We start from the raw sequence: 22,721 nt of genomic DNA, 5'->3' as shown, positions 1-22,721 counted from the left end.
TCAGGCCCCCTTACGTCACACGATGGCGCGATTAGAACTGGTAAACCAGGCCCAGCGCGACGATATCGTCAGTACCGATACCCGCCTGACGGGTGAATTCATTTTCATCAACCAGGTTGATTTTGTAATCCACGTAGGTGGACATGTTTTTGTTGAAGTAGTAAGTCGCACCCACATCAACATATTTCAGCAGATCCTGATCGCCGAAGTTTTCGATGTCTTTGCCTTTAGACTGCAGGTAAGCCACGGATGGACGCAGGCCGAAGTCGAACTGGTACTGAGCAACCACTTCGAAGTTCTGCGCTTTGTTAGCAAAGCCGTAAGCGGTAGTTGGGTTGCTGCCGTTAGAGGTACCAAAACGGGTTGCGTTGTAGGTCTGAGAGTACTGTGCTGCCAGATAGATGTTGTTGGCATCGTACTTCAGGCCACCAGAATAGACTTCTGCGTGATCCCCTTTACCGTATACGCCCAGTGCGTTCTGATCGGCGGTACGTTTGGAGGAGGACATCGCACCACCCACGCTGAAACCTTCGCCCAGGTTATAGGTCACGGATGCACCGTAGCCATCGCCGTTCTGGTTCAGCAGGCTGCGACCGTCGGTGTTTTCACCGCTTACGCTGCCGTTTTTGCCCTGATACTGCAGAGCAAAGTTCAGGCCATCAACCAGACCAAAGAAGTCCTGGTTACGGTAGGTTGCCACGCCGTTAGCACGAGACTGGAGGAAGTTGTCGGCACCATAGGTGTCTCCACCGAATTCAGGCAGAACGTCGGTCCAGGAGGTCACATCGTAAATCACGCCGTAGTTACGACCGTAATCGAATGAACCTGCTTCCGCGAACTTCAGACCTGCAAAGGCCACACGAGTCCAGGACTGGTTGTCGCCTTCGTCTTTGTTACCCTGAATCTGGTATTCCCACTGGCCATAACCGGTCAGCTGATCGTTAACCTGAGTTTCACCTTTGAAGCCAAGACGCATGTAGGTCTTGTCGCCGTCGTTACCCTTGTCGTCAGAGAAATAATGCAGACCATCGACTTTGCCGTACAGATCTAATTTGTTGCCATCTTTGTTATAAATTTCGGCCGCATTTGCTGCGCCTGCCACCAGGAGTGCTGGTACCAGGAGGGACAGTACTTTAACTTTCATTTTATTAACCCTCTGTTATATGCCTTATAATTGCCACTGCTTACTGGTTAACCCTCATTAACCAGTCGGCAATTTCATTCTCCGCAAAATTACAGAATAATCCAATGCGAATATGATACGAAAACTTTGAAGATGTTTCATTTGTCCATCAAGATGTTTCAAAATGTAAATATCAAGGAACTTTTACAAAGCACAAATAGCTTATAAATTTAGCACTTATAATCAAAAGAAAAATCATACATATTGTAATCAACCACTTATAATAAAAATCGTTACAGCACTGAATGACAAAACAAGATCGCGGCTAATCTCTAAAATATCTCTCGCTATCATCATTAACTTTATTTATTACCGTCATTCAGTTTTGAATGTCTGTTTATCCCTAATTGAGCCGGATGCTTCGCATTCGGTTTTTTTTTACCTTTCTTTACGCAACGCCTCATTTTTTGTGCTACCGCACCGAAATTGTAACGACTATTAACTAAATTCTCCCCAGCGATCGTTCGCTAACACACAATTGATGTAAAACTTAATTTCTTGTTAATTCGTGCTATTTGCTGGCCAGCCGCACTTTTTATTTGTACGCGCAGGACGAGTTTGTACATGTTTATCGCGCCACCCGCCGCCGGTATTGTCCGTTGAAAAAGTCGCCTGTTCCCGGACGGTGGCGCTGGAAATTCAGTTATTACCCTTTATACTGCCCTATCGCCACAGAGCATGACCATGACGGGTTAAAGATATCAATGAGTCAGACTGAAACCACCGCCCCGAGCAAATTCTCCCTCCTCCCCGGGAGCATCACCCGTTTCTTTCTTCTTTTGATCGTTGTGCTGTTAGTGACCATGGGGGTGATGGTACAAAGCGCGGTTAACGCCTGGCTGAAGGATAAGAGCTATCAGGTCGTCGATATCACCCACGCCGTGCATAAGCGCATCGATACCTGGCGCTACGCCACCTGGCAGATTTACGACAATATTGCGGCCGCCCCGGCCTCCTCATCCGGAGATGGACTTCAGGAGACGCGGCTTAAGCAGGATGTCTATTACCTCGAAAAACCGCAGCGTAAGACTGAGGCGCTCATTTTTGGCTCTCACGACAGCGCAACGCTCGAGATGACACAGCGTATTTCGACCTATCTGGATACTCTCTGGGGGGCCGAAACGGTGCCGTGGTCGATGTACTATCTGAACGGCCAGGACAACAGCATGATCCTGATCTCAACCCTGCCGTTAAAAGATCTCTCTTCCGGGTTTAAAGAGACTACCGTGGGCAGCATCGTCGACTCCCGCCGGGCAGAGATGCTGCAGCAGGCGAATGCCCTTGATGAACGTGAGAGCTTCTCTTCCCTGCGTCGTCTGGCCTGGCAAAACGGTCATTATTTTACCCTGCGCACCACCTTCAACCAGCCAGGACATCTGGCGACGGTTGTGGCCTTCGATTTACCGATTAACGATTTAATCCCGCCGGACATGCCGCTCGACAGCTTCCGTCTGGAGCCCGACAACAGCACCCAGAACATGCGTGCGGCTTCTGACAAAGAGGCCGCAGAGAGCGTCTCGATCTCCTTTAACGGCTCAAAAATCGAAATCGCCTCATCCCTGAACTCGACCGGTATGCGTCTGGTGTGGCAGGTGCCGTTTGGCACGCTGTTGCTCGATACCCTGCAAAATATCCTGCTGCCTCTGCTGCTGAATATCGGTCTGCTGGCGCTGGCGCTGTTTGGCTACAGCACCTTCCGTTTCCAGCCGGGGCGTCAGAGCGACGCCTCTGCGGTCCCGGCAGGCACCAGCAATGAACTGCGCGTGTTACGTGCGCTAAATGAAGAGATTATTTCCGTGCTGCCGCTTGGGGTCTTAGTTCACGATCAGGAAGCGAATCGTACGGTAATGAGCAATAAAATTGCCGACCATCTGCTGCCGCATCTTAACCTGCAGAACATCACCACCATGGCGGATCAGCACCAGGGGGTGATCCAGGCCACCATCAACAATGAGCTGTACGAGATCCGTCAGTTCCGCAGCCAGGTCGCCTCCCGCACGCAAATTTTCATCATTCGCGATCAGGATCGCGAGGTGCTGGTGAATAAAAAGCTCAAGCAGGCGCAAAGACTGTATGAGAAAAACCAGCAGGGGCGCGCCGCATTTATGCAGAACATTGGCGATGCCTTCAAGCAGCCGTTAAAAACGCTGGCGACCCAGGCGGCGGCGTTAAATACGTCAGAAAGCCACCAGCTTGCCTGTCAGGCCGACTCGCTGGTCAGAATGGTTGACGAGATCCAGCTGGCGAACATGCTGGAGAATGATTTCTGGAAAGGAACACCAACCCTCTTCTCTATTCAGGACCTGATCGATGAAGTCGTTCCGGAAGTCCTGCCCGTGATTAAGCGTAAAGGGTTGCAGCTGCTGATCAATAACAATCTTCCGGCAAATGACGAGCGCCACGGCGATCGTGAAGCGCTGCGCCGCATACTGTTGATGATCATTCAGTACGCGGTGACGACCACGCAGATCGGCAAGATCACCCTCGAAGTCAGTACGGAGGAGTCGGCAGAAGACCGCCTGACGTTCCGCATCCTCGACACCGGGGAAGGCGTCACCACGAGTGAAATTGATAATCTCCACTTCCCGTTCCTGAACGACACGCAAAGCGATCGCTACGGCAAGGCCAATGCCCTCACCTTCTGGCTGTGCGATCAGCTGGCACGCAAGCTCGGCGGCCATCTGAATATCAAAGCCCGTGAATCCCTCGGCACCCGCTATTCTCTGCACGTGAAAATGGCGGCCAATCCGCAGGAAGAAGATGAAGAGCGTCTGCTGGATGATGTCGTGGTGATGGTCGATGTGACCTCGAACGAGATCCGCAATATTGTCGTTCGTCAGTTAGAAAACTGGGGGGCGGCCTGCATCACGCCGGATGAAAGACTTGCAAGTCAAGAATTTGATCTGTTTTTAACTGATAATCCGTCTAATCTTACTGCCTCCGGCTTGCTTTTAAGCGATGATGAGTCAGGCGTGCGGAAAATCGGCCCTGGCCAGCTGCGCGTCAACTTTAATATAAGCAATGCGATGCAGGAAGCTGTACTACAACTAATAGAAGAGCAGCTGGCGCAGGAAGAGATAGCGGAATCCCCGCTTGGCGGTAATGAAAATGCCGAGCTTCACGCCAGCGGATACTATTCACTCTTTGTTGATACAGTACCAGATGATGTTAAGCGGTTGTATACTGAGTCCGCTGCGAATGATTTTGCAGCGCTGGCACAGACAGCACACCGGCTTAAAGGGGTGTTTGCCATGCTTAATCTGGTTCCCGGCAAGCAGTTATGTGAAACGCTGGAACATCTAATTCGTGAGAAAGATGCCTCTGGCATTGAAAAATACATCAGCGACATTGACGCCTACGTCAAAAGCTTGCTGTAGCAAGGTAGCCTTATACATGAACAATATGAACGTAATTATTGCCGATGACCATCCGATTGTACTGTTCGGTATTCGCAAATCACTTGAACAGATCGAGTGGGTGAATGTAGTCGGTGAATTTGAAGACTCTACAGCACTGATCAATAACCTCCCAAAGCTTGATGCACACGTGCTCATTACCGATCTCTCCATGCCCGGAGACAAATACGGTGATGGGATCACGCTTATCAAATATATTAAACGTCACTTCCCGGATATCTCGATCATTGTTCTGACCATGAACAACAACCCGGCGATCCTGAGCGCGGTACTGGATCTGGATATCGAAGGGATTGTGCTGAAACAGGGCGCACCGACCGATCTGCCTAAAGCGCTTGCGGCGCTGCAGAAAGGCAAGAAGTTCACGCCTGAAAGCGTTTCTCGTCTGCTGGAAAAAATCAGCGCGGGTGGCTATGGTGACAAACGTCTGTCGCCGAAAGAGAGTGAAGTTCTGCGCCTGTTCGCAGAAGGTTTCCTGGTGACCGAGATTGCCAAGAAGCTGAACCGCAGTATTAAAACCATCAGCAGCCAGAAGAAATCAGCGATGATGAAACTGGGTGTGGACAATGATATTGCGCTGCTCAACTATCTCTCCTCCGTGACGCTGAGCGCAACGGATAAGGATTGATCTCCACTGTAAATGCCGGGTGGCGCTGGCGCTTACCCGGCCTACAAAACCCGCAGGCCCGCGCAAGCGCAGCGTCGCCGGGCAAATAAAAAAGGCCCTTCCGGGCCTTTTTTATATTCTCGTTTTTCTCACGCGCTCTGCGTAAATCGACAATGTCTGCTTCAGCACGTCCAGCGTCACCGGTTTCGACAGACAGCTGTCCATGCCTGACTCCAGACAGCGCTGCTTCTCTTCCGCCAGCGCGTTCGCCGTTACGCCCACCACCGGCAGCGTCAGGCCAAGCTGCCGGATGCGCTGCGTCAGACGGTAGCCGTCCATGTTAGGCATGTTGACGTCGCTCAGAACGATATCAATATGATTCTTACTCAGCACGTTCAGCGCATCCACGCCGTCATTGGCGGTTTTGCACTGGTAGCCCAGCGATCCAAGCTGGTCAGCCAGCAGGCGGCGGTTAATCGGATGGTCATCCACCACCAGAATCATCATATCGTCATTCACCGACGCCAGAGACTCCGGTGACGGCAATCCGCCCGCGCCGTCGCGCTCTTCCAGCTCCACTTTGTAGATGCGTGCCAGCAGGCTCAACAGCTCGTGCGGCGTCGCAACACTGTGTACCCATTCCCCAGGCGCTCGCTCGACGGGAATGCCGATGTGGCGACGGCAGAAGAGCACCGACCCTCTCCCCTGCCACGGCTGCTCCTGCATCTCGTCGGCGATCAGCACATCGTCAACGTCCGGTGTTTGACCTTCATAGCGGCACACCCTCACGCCGCAGTGGGTCAGCAGCGCCGTCAGATAGTCATTCAGCGAGGCGTTATGCACCGCCAGCCAGCAGCGCTTATCGCTCAGGCCATCTACCGTGGCTTTTGCCGGATATTGCGCAGAATAGAGCGGAATGCGGATGGTGAACTGGCTGCCCATGCCGGGCTCGGTATCTACGGAGATATCGCCGTCCATCATGCTGACGAGCTTCTCACAAATCGCCAGCCCCAGTCCGGTGCCCTGGAAGTTACGCTGCACGCCGGTACCGACCTGGAAGAACGGATCGAACAGGCGAACCACCTCCTTCGCCGGAATGCCGACCCCCGTGTCGCGCACGCGAATGCTCAGGTAATCCCCTGCCCGGCAGACGTGCAACACAATACAGCCGGTATCGGTAAATTTGATGGCGTTGCTGAGCAGGTTAGAGATGACCTGCTGCAGGCGCATCGGATCGCCGTGCAGCGTCAGCGGCACGTCCGGTTCGATAAAGCAGTAGAGCCCCAGCTGTTTACGCACCACCAGCGGCAGATAGTTGGCGCTAATGTGGTTCATCACCTCGCGCGGTGAAAACTCGCGCGGCTCGATTTTCAACTGCTCGGACTCAATTTTAGAGAAGTCGAGAATATCGCTGATGATTTTCAGCAGCAGGCTGGAGGAGTTGTTCATCGCCGTCACCAGCCGGTCGACGCCTTTCGGCAGCTCTTTAGTCTGCAGCAGGTCGAGGTTACCGATGATCCCGTACAGCGGCGTACGCAGCTCGTGGCTGACGGTCGCAAGGAACATGGATTTTGACTGGCTGGCCTGCTCCGCCGCCTGCGCCATCTCCTGCAACGACTCTTCCATCTTCACGCGCGCGGAGACATCCACCAGCACGCAAATCGCCACGTTTTCATTGCGATAGCGGGAATGGACAAAGCTGATCTGCAGGTTGGTGTGCGTACTGGTGAGCACGTCCACGAAGTTAACCTGCTGACCGCAGATAATCTGCGTCAGCCTCTGCCGGTCTTCGTGCGTCAGCATGTTCAGGTAGTTATGCGCCAGTTCGTTACTCAGGATGTTGGTCCCGTCCTGGGTACGCAGGATACAGATCCCCACCGGCGCCGAGGCAACAATCTTGCGGTTAAACTGCTCGTGTTCCTCCAGGCGCTGGGCGTCGCTTTCGGCGGGAATAAAGATTTTCCGCTCATACATGCGCGCCAGCGTAAACAGCGCGCCCCCCGCCAGCAGGTTGAGCAGAATTGCATTCATGATAAGAATGCGTATCCGCTCAAGTACCATATCCACCGGCAGCGAATAGACGATACTCAGCGACGACGGCGGCAGGCTCTTCTTCAGCACCAGCTCGCGGAAGCCCGAGGTATAGCCAAACCACGACCGCTCCTGCATCCAGTGCGGTTCGACGTTCAGCCGGTTATCGGGCCCGGCAAGCGAGATCAGCTGATGGCCGTTTTCATCCAGAATGGTCACCCCCATGGGCAGGCTGCCAGGGGTGAAGAAGTTTTCCATGCGGATGGTCTGCTCAATCCCCATCAGCGCCTGCAGGCGATTACCGAGATAAACCGGCGTCAGGGCATAGAAATAGCCCACGCCGGGGCGCGGGCCCTGGCTCACCCAGAAGATGTTATTCCCGCGCTCGTCCTGTGGTGCATTGCGGTATTTCACAATACGTTCATGCAGGCTTTTCAACGCATTGTCACGCTCAACGGGCACGTCGCGCAGGCCAAAGTCAGCCATGCAGAGATTTTCGCTGCCAATCAGGAAGACGCGGTTCAGGTCATAGGCGGCGGAGAAGTTGTCGCGCCAGTAGCGCATAAACCAGGCTAGCGATTCCAGCGACCCGCGCCAGGTATTGCTCATGGTGGAGCAATCGGAATCCGGGAACAGCGGCTGGAAGTCCGGAACTTCGGTTTTGTCGTTACGCCCGCGGAGCGCAAGAATACCGTTTTCCGCCGTCAGACGATTCTCGGCAATATACTTCAGCTCCTTCATGACGTCAGACGTTCGCTGAATGTAGCGCTGGGCCTGGTCGGAGCTTAAGTTAAACTCCTGGCGGATCTCCGCTTCTTTCTGATGCAGCGCATTAACGATGTAAAACACCGAGAACAAGGCCACCAGCAGCCAAAGCAGGAGCGCCAGCGCTCTAAACAGATAGCGAGAGACTTTCAGCGTAGTACGAAAGGAGACGAGGTATTTCAAGGGGGCGAGGCTCCGCCGTCGGGGTCAAAAGAATGTGGTTAAGGTAGCGGTAAACGCGCCAGGTCGCAACGTTGACTTATCTGCTTCTGCAAAAGAAAAGGGCCGGAATCCGGCCCTTTTTTACATCAGGAGACATTACTCGTCAGCGTCATCCGCTACGTCATCGTCGGTGTCGGCTTCTGGCGCGATGTCCTCATCGCCTTCCGCGACGCTACCGTCGATGGAGTCGAGCTCTTCGTCATCCACCGGCTCGGCAACGCGCTGCAGACCCACCACGTTTTCATCTTCCGCTGTACGGATGAGGATCACGCCCTGAGTGTTACGACCCACCACGCTGATCTCAGACACGCGGGTACGCACCAGCGTACCGGCATCGGTGATCATCATGATCTGGTCGGCATCGTCTACCTGCACCGCGCCGACAACGGAACCGTTGCGCTCGGTCACCTTGATGGAGATAACGCCCTGCGTGCCGCGAGACTTGGTTGGGTATTCCCCTTCCGCCGTACGTTTACCGTAACCATTCTGCGTGACGGTCAGGATAGCCCCTTCACCACGCGGAATAATCAGAGAAACAACGCTGTCTTCGCCAGCCAGTTTGATACCACGTACGCCCGTCGCGGTACGGCCCATTGCACGGACGGCGTCTTCTTTGAAGCGCACCACTTTACCGGCCGCAGAGAAGAGCATGACTTCATCGGAGCCCGAGGTCAGATCCACGCCAATCAGCTCGTCGCCTTCGTTCAGGTTCACGGCGATAATACCGGCAGAACGCGGACGGCTGAATTCGGTCAGCGCGGTTTTCTTCACGGTACCGCTGGCGGTCGCCATAAAGACGTTCACGCCCTCTTCGTACTCGCGTACCGGCAGAATGGCGGTGATACGTTCGTTCGCTTCCAGCGGCAGCAGGTTAACGATTGGACGACCACGTGCGCCACGGCTTGCTTCCGGCAGCTGATAGACTTTCATCCAGTACAGACGACCGCGGCTGGAGAAGCAGAGGATCGTGTCATGGGTGTTCGCCACCAGCAGGCGGTCAATAAAGTCTTCTTCTTTAATACGTGCTGCAGATTTACCTTTACCGCCACGACGCTGTGCTTCGTAGTCCGTTAACGGCTGATACTTCACGTAGCCCTGGTGAGACAGGGTCACCACAACGTCTTCCTGGTTGATCAGGTCTTCGATGTTGATGTCCGCGCTGTTGGCGGTGATTTCGGTGCGGCGCTCGTCGCCGAACTGATCGCGGACCAGCTCCAGCTCTTCGCGGATCACTTCCATCAGGCGCTCTGCGCTGCCCAGGATATGCAGCAGCTCAGCAATTTGTTCCAGCAGCTCTTTGTATTCGTCGAGCAGTTTTTCATGCTCAAGGCCGGTCAGTTTCTGCAGACGCAGATCCAGAATCGCCTGGGCCTGCTGTTCAGTCAGGTAGTATTGACCGTCACGCACGCCGAACTCAGGTTCCAGCCATTCAGGACGCGCCGCGTCATCGCCCGCACGTTCCAGCATCGCGGCGACGTTGCCCAGATCCCACGGACGGGAAACCAGCGCGGTTTTCGCTTCCGCCGGGGTTGGCGCACGACGGATCAGCTCGATGATCGGGTCGATGTTGGCCAGCGCAACCGCCAGCGCTTCAAGGATGTGCGCACGGTCGCGCGCTTTGCGCAGTTCGAAGATGGTACGACGGGTCACCACTTCACGGCGGTGACGGACGAACGCGCTCAGGATCTCTTTCAGGTTCATGATCTTCGGCTGACCATGGTGCAGCGCAACCATGTTGATACCGAAGGAGACCTGAAGCTGCGTCTGGGAGTACAGGTTATTCAGGACAACCTCACCCACCGCGTCGCGTTTGATCTCAATCACGATGCGCATGCCGTCTTTATCAGACTCGTCACGCAGCGCGCTGATGCCTTCAACGCGTTTTTCTTTTACCAGCTCGGCGATTTTTTCAATCAGACGCGCTTTGTTCACCTGATACGGGATCTCGTGAACAATAATGGTTTCACGGCCAGTTTTGGCGTCCGCTTCTACTTCAGCGCGGGCACGGATGTAAATCTTGCCGCGGCCGGTACGGTACGCTTCTTCAATGCCGCGACGACCGTTGATGATCGCCGCCGTCGGGAAGTCCGGACCCGGGATGTGTGCCATCAGCCCTTCAATGCTGATATCTTCATCGTCGATATAAGCCAGACAGCCGTTGATCACCTCGGTGATATTGTGCGGCGGAATGTTGGTTGCCATACCGACCGCGATACCGGACGAACCGTTCACTAACAGGTTCGGGATCTTGGTGGGCATCACATCTGGGATGCGCTCGGTGCCGTCGTAGTTATCGACGAAATCAACGGTCTCTTTTTCCAGGTCGGCCATCAGCTCATGAGCGATTTTCGACATACGGATTTCCGTATAACGCATCGCCGCAGCGGAGTCGCCGTCGACTGAACCAAAGTTACCCTGACCATCTACCAGCATGTAGCGCAAGGAGAATGGCTGCGCCATACGAACGATGGTGTCATAAACGGCGGTATCACCATGCGGGTGATATTTACCGATGACGTCACCGACGACGCGGGCAGATTTTTTATAGGCTTTATTCCAGTCATTGCCCAATACGTTCATGGCGTATAGTACGCGACGGTGTACCGGCTTAAGGCCATCGCGGACGTCCGGCAGCGCACGGCCAACAATGACCGACATCGCATAGTCCAGATAGGAGCTCTTCAGCTCTTCCTCGATGTTAACCGGTGTAATTTCTCTCGCAAGGTCGCTCATCTAACCGCTATCCCTCTACTGTATCCCGGATTCAAAGGTCGCAAATTATAACACAGCCGAGGTGATTGAGGTAAACCTATACGCTTTATTCACAGGGATTGCCTGATATACTCATTCGTCTTGCTAAATAAGGAGTAAAAGCGCCCATGAATGCCGAAAAATCCCCGGTGGCTCACAACGTTGACCACGAAGAGATTGCCAAATTTGAAGCGGTGGCGTCCCGCTGGTGGGATCTCGAAGGCGAGTTCAAACCGCTGCACCGTATTAACCCGCTGCGTCTGGGCTATATCGCGGAGCGTTCCGGCGGTCTGTTCGGTAAAAAAGTGCTCGATGTCGGCTGCGGTGGCGGTATCCTGGCGGAAAGCATGGCGCGCGAAGGGGCGAACGTCACGGGCCTGGATATGGGCTTTGAACCGCTGCAGGTTGCTCGTCTTCATGCGCTGGAGTCTGGCATACAGGTGGACTACGTGCAGGAAACCGTGGAAGAACACGCGGCAAAACATGCCCATCAGTACGATGTGGTGACCTGCATGGAGATGCTGGAACACGTTCCCGATCCGCAGTCCGTGGTGCACGCCTGTGCAAAACTGGTGAAACCGGGTGGACAGGTCTTCTTCTCGACCATCAACCGCAACGGTAAAGCCTGGCTGATGGCCGTCGTTGGCGCGGAGTATGTGCTGCGCATGGTGCCGAAAGGCACGCATGACGTGAAGAAATTCATCAAGCCTGCGGAACTGTTAAGCTGGGTCGACCAGACGTGGCTCAAGGAGCAGCACATCACCGGCCTGCACTACAATCCGCTGACCAATAAATTCAAACTCGCACCGGGCGTTGATGTTAACTATATGTTGCATACAACCGCCAAAAACGACTAACGTCATTCGTTATTCTTATAAAGATTGCGCGACATCATGTTGCGCAATTCTGACCGCCCGTTGAAGAAATCAGCACTCGATCAAATTTTGAATTTTTTTTCTTAATTATTGACATGTCTTCCAGGCCTTACGGTACGAGGACTTAGCCTTTTTTACCCTTTCACAACCTCAATTTAACGTCAAAATCAACCCTTGTACTGAAAAGAATCCTTACTAGAATACTCACCATATAGCGTTTTTCTTATCGCAAACCCCCTATATGTAGTATTTATCCACAGAGTTAGTCACAAGACGGTTCTGTGGATAAGCGGGGGATATTTTTTTATTTCACGGACAGGTAAACCCCACATGAATCAGAGTCTGCTGGTGACAAAGCGCGACGGTACTACCGAGCGTATCAATCTGGACAAAATCCATCGAGTTCTCGACTGGGCAGCAGAAGGACTGAACAACGTATCTATCTCCCAGGTTGAACTGCGTTCACACATCCAGTTCTACGACGGCATCAAAACATCTGATATCCACGAAACGATCATTAAAGCGGCGGCGGACCTCATCTCCCGCGAAGCACCGGATTATCAGTACCTCGCTGCACGTCTGGCGATTTTCCACCTGCGTAAAAAAGCCTACGGCCAGTTTGAGCCGCCGAAGCTTTACGATCACGTGGTGAAAATGGTTGAGCTGGGCAAATACGACACGCATCTGCTGGAAGACTATACGGAAGAAGAGTTCGAGCAGATGAACGGGTTTATCGATCACTGGCGCGACATGAACTTCTCCTACGCGGCGGTGAAGCAGCTCGAAGGCAAATACCTGGTTCAGAACCGTGTAACCGGTGAGATCTACGAAAGCGCCCAGTTCCTCTATATTCTGGTGGCCGCCTGCCTGTTCTCCAACTATCCGCGTGACACCCGTCTGGATTACGTGAAGCGTTTCTACGATGCGGTATCGACGTTCAAGATTTCACTGCCGACGCCAATCATGTCTGGCGTGCGCACCCCAACCCGTCAGTTCAGCTCCTGCGTACTGATCGAGTGTGGTGACAGCCTGGATTCCATCAACGCCACCTCCAGCGCCATCGTGAAATACGTTTCCCAGCGTGCCGGTATCGGCATCAACGCCGGTCGCATCCGTGCGCTGGGCAGCCCGATTCGCGGCGGTGAAGCATTCCACACCGGCTGTATCCCGTTCTATAAGCACTTCCAGACGGCGGTAAAATCCTGCTCTCAGGGCGGCGTGCGCGGCGGTGCTGCGACCCTGTTCTACCCTATGTGGCACCTGGAAGTGGAAAGCCTGCTGGTCCTGAAAAACAACCGTGGTGTTGAAGGCAACCGCGTGCGTCACATGGACTACGGCGTGCAGATCAACAAGCTGATGTACACCCGTCTGCTGAAGGGCGAAGAGATCACCCTGTTCAGCCCGTCCGACGTCCCGGGCCTGTACGACGCGTTCTTCGCCGATCAGGACGAATTCGAGCGTCTGTACACCAAATACGAAAAAGACGACAGCATCCGCAAGCAGCGCGTGAAAGCGGTGGACCTGTTCTCCCTGATGATGCAGGAACGTGCCTCTACCGGCCGTATCTACATCCAGAACGTTGACCACTGCAACACCCACAGCCCGTTTGATCCGGTGGTTGCACCAGTGCGCCAGTCTAACCTGTGCCTGGAGATCGCCCTGCCGACCAAACCGCTGGAAGACGTGAACGACGAAAACGGTGAAATTGCGCTGTGTACGCTGTCCGCGTTCAACCTGGGCGCAATCAAGAGCCTGGACGAGCTGGAAGAGCTGGCCGTGCTGGCGGTTCGTGCGCTCGACGCCCTGCTGGACTACCAGGATTACCCAATCCCGGCCGCGAAACGCGGTGCGATGGGGCGTCGTACCCTGGGTATCGGCGTGATCAACTTCGCCTACTGGCTGGCGAAAAACGGCAAGCGTTACTCCGACGGCAGCGCCAACAACCTGACGCACCAGACGTTCGAAGCGATTCAGTACTACCTGATGAAAGCGTCCAACGAGCTGGCGAAAGAGCAAGGCGCGTGCCCGTGGTTCAACGAAACCACCTACGCGAAAGGCATTCTGCCAATCGACACTTACAAGAAAGACCTGGATGCGATCGTCAGCGAGCCGCTGCACCTCGACTGGGAAGGCCTGCGCGAGTCCATCAAGACTCACGGCCTGCGTAACTCCACGCTCTCTGCCCTGATGCCGTCCGAGACCTCTTCGCAGATCTCTAACGCCACCAACGGTATTGAGCCGCCGCGCGGCCACGTCAGCATCAAGGCCTCTAAAGACGGCGTGCTGCGTCAGGTGGTACCGGATTACGAGACGCTGGGTGACAACTACGAGCTGCTGTGGGAAATGCCAAACAACGACGGCTACCTGCAGCTGGTGGGTATCATGCAGAAGTTTATCGACCAGTCGATCTCTGCCAATACCAACTATGACCCGACGCGCTTCCCGTCCGGCAAGGTTCCGATGCAGCAATTGCTGAAAGACCTGCTCACCGCCTACAAGTTTGGCGTGAAAACGCTGTACTATCACAACACCCGTGACGGTGCGGAAGACGCGCAGGATGACCTGGTTCCGTCAATTCAGGACGATGGCTGCGAAAGCGGCGCATGTAAGATCTAATGTAAATGCCGGGTGGCGCTACGCTTACCCGGCCTACGTTTTTAGGACACACTCATGGCATATACCACCTTTTCACAGACGAAAAACGACCAGCTCAAAGAGCCGATGTTCTTCGGCCAGCCGGTCAACGTGGCACGCTACGATCAGCAAAAATATGACATCTTCGAAAAGCTGATTGAAAAGCAACTCTCCTTCTTCTGGCGTCCGGAAGAAGTGGACGTCTCCCGCGACCGTATTGACTACCAGTCTCTGCCGGATCACGAAAAACATATCTTCATCAGCAACCTGAAGTACCAGACGCTGCTGGACTCCATTCAGGGCCGTAGCCCGAACGTGGCGCTGCTGCCGCTGATCTCGATTCCTGAGCTGGAAACCTGGGTGGAAACCTGGGCGTTCTCCGAGACGATCCACTCCCGCTCTTACACCCACATCATTCGCAACATCGTGAACGATCCGGCGGTGGTGTTTGACGATATCGTCACCAACGAGCAGATCCAGAAGCGCGCGGAAGGCATTGCCCATTACTATGATGAGCTGATCGAGATGACCAGCTACTGGCACCTGCTGGGCGAAGGCACTCACCATGTGAACGGTAAAACCATCACCGTGAACCTGCGCGCGCTGAAAAAACAGCTGTACCTGTGCCTGATGAGCGTTAACGCGCTGGAAGCGATCCGCTTCTATGTCAGCTTCGCCTGCTCCTTCGCCTTTGCCGAGCGCAAGCTGATGGAAGGCAACGCCAAAATCATCCGTCTTATTGCCCGCGATGAAGCCCTGCACCTGACCGGTACCCAGCACATGCTGAACCTGCTGCGCAGCGGCACGGACGATCCGGAGATGGCGGAAATCGCCGAAGAGTGCAAGCAGGAGTGCTACGACCTGTTCGTGCTGGCGGCTCAGCAGGAGAAAGAGTGGGCAGACTACCTGTTCCGCGACGGCTCCATGATTGGCCTGAACAAAGACATCCTGTGCCAGTACGTTGAGTACATCACCAACATCCGCATGCAGGCGGTCGGTCTCGACCTGCCGTTCCAGACGCGCTCTAACCCTATCCCGTGGATCAACACCTGGCTGGTGTCCGATAACGTGCAGGTTGCGCCGCAGGAAGTGGAAGTAAGTTCTTATCTGGTCGGTCAGATTGATTCTGAAGTCAACACCGACGACCTGAGCGACTTCCAGCTCTGATGTCACGCGTCACGTTACGTCTTTCCGGCACTGAGGTACTGTGTCGGGAAGAGCACCCTTCTCTGCTGGTGGCGCTTGAGGCGCATCAGGTCGAAGTAGAGTACCAGTGTCGTTCCGGCTACTGCGGCTCTTGCCGCTGCCGTCTGGTCGCCGGCCAGGTGGACTGGCTGACCGAACCGCTGGCCTTTATCAACGAAGGGGAAATTTTGCCCTGCTGCTGCCGGGCAAAAGGCGATCTCGAGATCGAGATGTGATGGTGTCGGGTGGCGCTTCGCTTACCCGACCTACAAAACCGCAGTTCGTAGGCCGGGTAAGGCGCAGCCGCCACCCGGCAATTTCAGCGTTAATCCTTCAGGAAGCTGACCGCTTTATCCGGGAAATCCGTAAACAGTCCGTCCACGCCCGCCTGGTTATATAACACCTCATAAAGCTGATTCACATCCGTCGCATACGGCGGCAGCTGGTCAGCACGCACCGTGTACGGATGCACCTGCATCTTGCTGGCATGCGCCTCTTTCACCATCGCCGTCAGCTTAACGTGTCCCGGCGCTGAGCCTTCCGCCACCAGCATGTGGTAATCCGGCCCGATGCCGTCGGCGTACTGCGCAATCTGCTTCATCGCACCCGGCTTAAACATCCAGTCGTAGCTGTAGTTCACCCACTTGCCGTCCGGCTGCTTCTCCTGGGTTTCATTCCAGTCGGTATAGGCAATCAGCTGCACCAGATTGAGATCCATCCCCATCTTCGGCTCCAGCTCGGTTTTGATGCGCTTCAGCTCGGCGGCGTCAAAACACTGCAGGTAGACTTTGTCCTGCTTGCTGGTGTAGCCGTACTGTTTGAGCACCTCCAGCGTCTTCGCGGCAATGTCTTTCCCTTCCTGATGGTGGAACCATGGGGCTTTGATTTCCGGGTAGATGCCGATGTTTTTACCGGTGGAGTGGTTCAGTCCCTGAACAAACTCAATCTCTTCCTGGAAGGTATGGATCCGGAAGTCAGATTTGCCCATCGGGAAACGTCCCGGATAGACCTGCACCTTCTTGCCGTTTTCAATCTCGAAGCCTTCGGTGAACTTCAGGGAGCGGATCTCCGCCAGCGTGAAGTCAATGGCGTAGAAGCGGCCATCTTTGCGGGCGCGATCCGGGAAACGCTCTGCCACGTCCGTCACGCGGTCAAGATAATGGTCGTGCAGGACGACCAGCTGGTCGTCCTTCGTCATCACCAGATCCTGCTCCAGATAATCCGCGCCTTGCGCATAGGCCATCGCTTTCGCCGGGAGCGTATGCTCCGGCAGATAGCCGCTGGCACCGCGGTGGGCAATAACGATTTTATCCGCCGCCAGCGCGGAGCCTGTCATCAGGCCCGCCAGCAGCAGGCCGGTTGCTAACTGAGTTAATTTCATCGCAAAGCTCCTTATTGACGACGCGCCAGCACTTCCGCGTGGTGACGTTTTTCACCGATCATCACAACAACCAGCAGCAGTACCGCCAGCACGCTTCCGCCGATCATCACCATAAAGCCGCCGTCCCAGCCGAAGAAGTCAACGGTATAGCCCACGATGGCGCTCGCCGCGACCGAACCGCCGAGGTAGCCGAACAGGCCGGTAAAGCCCGCCGCCGTTCCCGCCGCTTTCTTCGGCGCCAGCTCCAGCGCGTGAAGACCGATCAGCATCACCGGACCGTAAATCAGGAAGCCGATGACGATCATACAGGCCATATCCACACCCGGATTTCCCGGCGGGTTGAGCCAGTACACTACCGTTGCGATAGTCACCAGGGTCATAAAGAAGACGCCCGTCGCACCGCGGTTGCCCTTAAACACCTTGTCCGACATCCAGCCGCAAATCAGGGTGCCCGGGATACCGGCGTATTCATACAGGAAGTACGCCCAGGAGGATTTATCCAGCGCGAAGTGCTTCACCTCTTTCAGGTAGGTCGGGGACCAGTCCAGAATGCCGTAGCGCAGGAGATAAACGAACACGTTGGCGACCGCGATGTACCACAGCAGCTTGTTCGGCAGGACGTACTTCATGAAGATTTGCTTCGCGGTCAGCTCTTCTTCGTGCTTCTCGCTGTAATCATCCGGATAGTCGTTTTTGTACTCTTCAATCGGCGGCAGGCCGCAGGACTGCGGCGTATCGCGCATCAGGGCGAAGGCAATAATCGCCACCAGAATGGCACCAAAGGCAGGCATGTAGAGCGCCGCGTGCCAGTCGTTGAACCAGGCCATCCCCAGCAGGAACAGCAGCGGCGGAATACCGCCGCCCACGTTATGGGCGCAGTTCCACACCGACACGATGCCGCCGCGCTCTTTCTGCGACCACCAGTGCACCATGGTGCGTCCGCACGGCGGCCACCCCATTCCCTGGAACCAGCCGCAGAGGAACAGCAGCACGAACATGATGGCAATGCTGGAGGTTGCCCATGGCACAAAGCCCATAAACAGCATCACCGCTGCCGCCAGGATCAGACCGGCAGGCAGGAACACGCGCGGATTCGAGCGATCCGACACGGAACCCATGATGAATTTGGAAAAACCGTAGGCGATGGATATCCCCGACAGCGCGAACCCCAGATCGCCGCGGGAGAAGCCCTGCTCTACCAGATACGGCATGGCGAGCGCGAAGTTTTTACGTACAAGGTAGTACGCCGCATACCCGAAGAAGATCCCCAGGAAGATTTGCCAACGCAGACGGCGATAGAGCGGATCTATTTCTGCCTCTGGCAGACGCGCCCTGTGGGGCGCAGGTTTGAAGATACTGAGCATAACAGCCTCCGTGGCCTTGAAATGAATGAGCAGGTGGCTCGCACCTGAATTCCAGAGGCGGGGATGTTAAGAAATCACGGTGATTGTTACTGTGAATCAACGCACAGATTGTTACAGAAATATGACAGAATGCGCAAAAAAGCGCATGAAATCACGTTTCACTTTCGAATTCCGCGCGTTTATGTTCGAAATCAAACAAACCACAAAATTACTATGGCTAAATGATAAAAAACGAACATAGAGGGTAAACAATGACCAGTCACGATCCTCGTTATAGTGATGTGATAATCATTGGTGGTGGCGCAACCGGCGCCGGGATCGCGCGCGATTGCGCCCTTCGCGGCTTAAGCGTTACGCTTCTGGAACGCCATGATATCGCCACGGGCGCAACCGGACGGAACCACGGCCTGCTGCACAGCGGCGCCCGGTATGCGGTCACCGACGCGGAATCCGCGCGCGAATGTATTGCTGAAAACCAGATCCTCAAGCGTATCGCACGCCACTGCATTGAGCCGACCGACGGCCTCTTTATTACCCTTCCTGAAGATGACCTCGCCTTTCAGGAGACCTTTATTACCGCCTGCACTGCCGCGGGCATTCAGGCGGAGGCCATGGATCCGGCGCTGGCGCGGCGGCTGGAACCGTCGGTCAACCCGGCGCTTATCGGCGCGGTGAAAGTCCCTGACGGTACCGTCGATCCGTTTCGCCTGACCGCCGCCAACATGCTGGACGCCCGTGAGCATGGCGCACGCATTCTGACCGGACATGAAGTGACCGGGCTTATTCGCGAAGGTCATCGCATCTGTGGGGTGCGGGTGTTTGATACGCAGTACAACGAGCACGGCGAGCTGTATGCCGCCGTAGTGGTTAACGCGGCGGGGATCTGGGGCCAGCGTATAGCGGAATACGCGGACCTGTCGGTGCGTATGTTCCCGGCGAAAGGCTCGCTGCTGATCCTCGACCACCGCATCAACAACCACGTGATTAACCGCTGCCGCAAGCCGTCTGACGCCGATATCCTCGTTCCGGGCGACACCATTTCGTTAATCGGTACGACTTCAACGCACGTGGACTACAGCGAGATTGACTACAACCGCGTCACCGCTGAAGAGGTCGACATCCTGCTGCGCGAAGGGGAAAAACTGGCCCCGGTGATGGCCCAGACGCGCATTCTGCGCGCCTACGCGGGCGTGCGTCCGCTGGTCACCAGCGACAACGACCCGAGCGGACGGAACGTCAGCCGGGGCATCGTGCTGCTCGATCACGCCGCGCGCGACGGCATGGACGGGTTTATCACCATCACCGGCGGCAAGCTGATGACCTATCGCCTGATGGCCGAGTGGGCGACCGATGCCGTCTGCCGCAAGCTCGGAAATACCGAGCCGTGCGTCACGGCAGAACAGCCGCTGCCGGGATCGCGGCAGTCCACCGAAAAAACGCTGCAGAAAATCATCTCCCTGCCCGCGCCGCTGCGCGGGTCCGCGGTATACCGCCACGGCGACAGAACGCCACCGTGGCTTGGTGAAGGAAGATTGAGCCGCAGCCTGGTGTGCGAGTGCGAAGCCGTGACGGCCGGTGAGGTGCAGTACGCGGTGGAGAACCTGACGGTCAACAGCCTGCTCGATCTCCGCCGCCGCACCCGCGTCGGAATGGGCACCTGTCAGGGCGAGCTGTGCGCCTGCCGTGCTGCGGGGCTGCTGCAGCGCTTTCATACCACCACCGCCACCCAGTCGCTCGATCAGCTCAGCGCGTTTTTAAACGAGCGCTGGAAAGGCATTCAGCCTGTCGCCTGGGGCGATGCCCTGCGTGAAAGTGAATTTACCCGCTGGGTCTACCAGGGGCTTTGCGGTCTGGAGAAGGAGCAACACGATGAAATTTGATACCGTGATTGTCGGCGGCGGGCTGGCGGGCCTGCTCTGCGGCATTAAGCTCACGAAGCAGGGGCTGCGCTGCGCCATTATCACCCGGGGGCAGAGCGCCCTGCACTTCTCGTCGGGCTCGCTGGATCTGGTGGACGAAGCGTACCGCGATAAGCTGCCGCCGGAGCACCCTTATCACCTGGTTGGCGCACAGCATATTGACCGCTTTGCGCTGGAAACCGAAGCGCTGCTGGCGGAGTGCGGCGCGCGTCTGCAGGGCAGCGCCAGATTCAATCACCAGCGCGTTACGCCGCTAGGCACCCTGCGTTCCGCCTGGCTCAGCCCGGAGGAAGTGCCCGTTGCCCCCATTCACGCGGGACGCGTGCGGGTGGTAGGGATTAGCGGCTTTCTGGATTTTCAGCCCCATCTCGCGGCGGCGTCACTTTGTCGCCAGGGCGTTAACGCCGAAACGGCAGAGATAGAGCTGCCTGAGCTTGATGTCCTGCGCGATAACCCGAGCGAATTTCGCGCGGTGAATATCGCCCGTTTTCTGGATAACGAGGACAAATGGCCGCTGCTGTATGAGGCGCTCAGCCCGCTTGCGGAAGGATGCGATGCGCTATTGATGCCCGCGTGCTTTGGCCTGAACGATAACCGACTCTGGCGCTGGCTCTCGGATCGTCTGCCCTGCACGCTCGGTTTGTTGCCCACGCTGCCCCCGTCTGTCCCCGGCATTCGCCTGCATACCCAGCTCCAGCGTAAGTTTGTTGCGCAGGGTGGCGTCTGGATGGCCGGTGATGAAGTGAAAAAAATCACCCTGACAGACGGCGCGGTGAGCGAAATCTGGACGCGCAGCCACGACGATATTCCGCTTCGCGCCCGCTATACGGTGCTGGCAAGCGGCAGCTTCTTCAGCAACGGGCTGCTGAGCAGCCGGGAGGGCATCCGGGAAGCCATTATGGGGCTGGATGTTCGCCAGCGAGCCTCCCGCGCGGACTGGTATCAGAGTGATTTTTTCTCGCCGCAGCCCTGGCAGCAGTTCGGCGTGATTGTCGATAACCACCTGCATCCGCAGCTTGCCGGTAAGCCCGTCAGTAATCTCTTTGCCATCGGCTCGCTGCTGGGCGGGTACGATCCCATTACCCAGGGATGCGGTGGCGGAGTCTGCGCCGTCACGGCGCTGTATGTGGCAGAGCAGATTAGCCAGCGCACGGAGGCTGAACAATGAACGATACCCGTTTTGAAAGCTGCATCAAATGCACGGTGTGTACCACCGTCTGCCCGGTCAGCGGCGTGAACCCACGCTATCCCGGGCCAAAGCAGGCCGGGCCGGACGGCGAGCGTCTGCGCCTGAAGGACGGCAAGCTGTACGATGAAGCGCTGAAATACTGCATCAACTGCAAACGCTGCGAAGTCGCCTGCCCGTCGGATGTGAAAATCGGCGATATTATTCAGCGCGCCCGGGCGCGCTACAGCACGCAAAAGCCGTCGCTGCGGGACGCGATTCTGAGCCACACCGATCTGATGGGCAGCGTCTCGACGCCGTTTGCCCCGCTGGTGAATGCCGCGACCGCTCTCAAGCCGGTGCGCCAGCTGCTGGATGCCACGCTGAAGATTGACCATCACCGCAGCCTGCCGAAATATTCTCACGGCACCTTCCGCCGCTGGTATAAGTCCGTCGCCGCGGAGCAGACGAAGTATGCCGACCAGGTGGCTTTTTTCCACGGCTGCTACGTGAATTACAACCACCCGCAGCTGGGTAAAGATCTGCTGAAGGTGCTGAACGCCATGGGAACGGGCGTTCAGCTACTGAATAAAGAAAAGTGCTGCGGCGTGCCGCTGATTGCCAACGGGTTTACCGATAAAGCGCGCAGGCAGGCTCAAAGCAATGTCACCTCCCTGCGCGAGGCGATTGTCGAGAAAGGCATACCGGTGTTGGCGACCTCATCCACCTGTACCTTCACCCTGCGTGACGAGTATCCGCATCTGCTGGACGTGGACAACACCGGCCTGCGCGAGCACATCGAGCTGGCGACGCGCTTCCTGTGGCGCAAGCTGGACAGCGGACAGACGTTGCCGCTGGGGAAATTACCCCTGAAAGTGGTGTACCACACGCCGTGTCATATGGAAAAAATGGGCTGGTCACTCTATACGCTGGAGCTGCTGCGGTTAATTCCGGGGCTGGAGCTGACGGTGCTGGACTCACGCTGCTGCGGGATTGCGGGAACCTACGGCTTTAAGCGTGAAAACTACGAAACGTCGCAGGCGATCGGCGCTCCGCTGTTCCGTCAGATTGAGAAGAGCGGCGCGGATATCGTGGTGACGGACTGCGAAACCTGCAAGTGGCAGATTGAGATGTCCACCAGCAAGCGCTGCGAGCATCCGATTACGCTGCTGGCAAAGGCGCTCGGGTGAACATGGCCGGGGCGAAAGGCCCCGGCACAGGCG

14 protein-coding genes are annotated in these 22,721 nt (G+C 56.1%); 9 read left to right on the top strand and 5 right to left on the bottom strand.

Translation table 11 applies throughout. The annotated features are described in order from the left end of the window. Positions 1-31 precede the first annotated feature (31 nt). Complete coding sequence (locus FHC48_RS12720; RefSeq protein ID WP_008500242.1) at positions 32-1,144, bottom strand: porin OmpC; 1,113 nt, start codon at positions 1,142-1,144, stop codon at positions 32-34. Positions 1,145-1,887: 743 nt separating this feature from the next. Here FHC48_RS12720 and rcsD point away from each other — a divergent pair. Then, positions 1,888-4,560 (top strand): phosphotransferase RcsD, encoded by a 2,673-nt coding sequence (gene rcsD / locus FHC48_RS12715; protein WP_021241536.1) that lies wholly within the window; start codon positions 1,888-1,890, stop codon positions 4,558-4,560. A 16-nt stretch (positions 4,561-4,576) separates the two neighbouring features. Then, entirely contained in the window at positions 4,577-5,227 is a 651-nt protein-coding gene (rcsB, locus tag FHC48_RS12710) for a response regulator transcription factor RcsB (protein ID WP_003859405.1), read from the top strand. 111 nt (positions 5,228-5,338) lie between these two features. Here rcsB and rcsC read toward each other — a convergent pair whose 3' ends face one another. Both rcsC and gyrA read right to left on the bottom strand, forming a co-directional pair. Continuing rightward, positions 5,339-8,185 carry a two-component system sensor histidine kinase RcsC gene (gene rcsC, locus FHC48_RS12705; protein WP_008500240.1) on the bottom strand — a complete coding sequence of 949 codons (2,847 nt, stop codon included), beginning with the start codon at positions 8,183-8,185 and terminating at the stop codon, positions 5,339-5,341. 135 nt (positions 8,186-8,320) lie between these two features. Then, entirely contained in the window at positions 8,321-10,957 is a 2,637-nt protein-coding gene (gyrA, locus tag FHC48_RS12700; RefSeq protein WP_008500239.1) for a DNA topoisomerase (ATP-hydrolyzing) subunit A, read from the bottom strand. Between the two features lie 146 nt (positions 10,958-11,103). Here gyrA and ubiG point away from each other — a divergent pair, with 146 nt between their 5' ends. The 4 genes from ubiG (at position 11,104) to yfaE (ending at position 15,905) form a co-directional block, all read left to right on the top strand. Then, positions 11,104-11,832 carry a bifunctional 2-polyprenyl-6-hydroxyphenol methylase/3-demethylubiquinol 3-O-methyltransferase UbiG gene (gene ubiG / locus FHC48_RS12695; protein ID WP_021241539.1) on the top strand — a complete coding sequence of 243 codons (729 nt, stop codon included), beginning with the start codon at positions 11,104-11,106 and terminating at the stop codon, positions 11,830-11,832. 348 nt (positions 11,833-12,180) lie between these two features. Next, complete coding sequence (gene nrdA, locus FHC48_RS12690; RefSeq protein ID WP_008500237.1) at positions 12,181-14,466, top strand: class 1a ribonucleoside-diphosphate reductase subunit alpha; 2,286 nt, start codon at positions 12,181-12,183, stop codon at positions 14,464-14,466. A gap of 54 nt (positions 14,467-14,520) precedes the next feature. Continuing rightward, positions 14,521-15,651: a class Ia ribonucleoside-diphosphate reductase subunit beta gene (gene nrdB / locus FHC48_RS12685; RefSeq protein WP_008500235.1), complete on the top strand. Its 1,131-nt coding sequence runs from the start codon at positions 14,521-14,523 to the stop codon at positions 15,649-15,651. After that, positions 15,651-15,905, top strand: coding sequence for a class I ribonucleotide reductase maintenance protein YfaE (gene yfaE / locus FHC48_RS12680; protein WP_059363769.1), 255 nt, complete (start codon positions 15,651-15,653; stop codon positions 15,903-15,905). The genes nrdB and yfaE overlap by 1 nt, the downstream gene beginning before the upstream one ends. An 89-nt stretch (positions 15,906-15,994) precedes the next feature. On the opposite strand, the gene glpQ is transcribed toward yfaE, so the two are convergent. Together glpQ and glpT are read right to left on the bottom strand one after the other, a co-directional pair. Further along, positions 15,995-17,050 (bottom strand): glycerophosphodiester phosphodiesterase, encoded by a 1,056-nt coding sequence (gene glpQ / locus FHC48_RS12675; protein ID WP_044597885.1) that lies wholly within the window; start codon positions 17,048-17,050, stop codon positions 15,995-15,997. Positions 17,051-17,061: 11 nt separating this feature from the next. Further along, positions 17,062-18,414 (bottom strand): glycerol-3-phosphate transporter, encoded by a 1,353-nt coding sequence (glpT, locus tag FHC48_RS12670; protein WP_021241541.1) that lies wholly within the window; start codon positions 18,412-18,414, stop codon positions 17,062-17,064. Positions 18,415-18,665: 251 nt separating this feature from the next. On the opposite strand from glpT, the gene glpA reads away from it, so the two are divergent. The 3 genes from glpA to glpC are packed head-to-tail and all read left to right on the top strand — an operon-like array spanning position 18,666 to position 22,688. Further along, positions 18,666-20,294, top strand: a complete 1,629-nt coding sequence (gene glpA, locus FHC48_RS12665) for an anaerobic glycerol-3-phosphate dehydrogenase subunit A (RefSeq protein WP_059363770.1) — start codon at positions 18,666-18,668, stop codon at positions 20,292-20,294. Further along, positions 20,284-21,501, top strand: a complete 1,218-nt coding sequence (glpB, locus tag FHC48_RS12660) for a glycerol-3-phosphate dehydrogenase subunit GlpB (RefSeq protein WP_032652788.1) — start codon at positions 20,284-20,286, stop codon at positions 21,499-21,501. The genes glpA and glpB overlap by 11 nt, the downstream gene beginning before the upstream one ends. Beyond that, complete coding sequence (gene glpC, locus FHC48_RS12655; RefSeq protein WP_059363771.1) at positions 21,498-22,688, top strand: anaerobic glycerol-3-phosphate dehydrogenase subunit GlpC; 1,191 nt, start codon at positions 21,498-21,500, stop codon at positions 22,686-22,688. Before glpB ends, glpC begins: the two co-directional genes overlap by 4 nt. Positions 22,689-22,721 lie beyond the last annotated feature (33 nt).

Source organism: Enterobacter sp. EC_50 (assembly GCF_019584525.1).
Classification (GTDB): domain Bacteria; phylum Pseudomonadota; class Gammaproteobacteria; order Enterobacterales; family Enterobacteriaceae; genus Enterobacter; species Enterobacter roggenkampii.
Note: the sequence above shows the minus strand (reverse complement) of the source record. Positions and strands in the feature narration are given on the sequence as shown.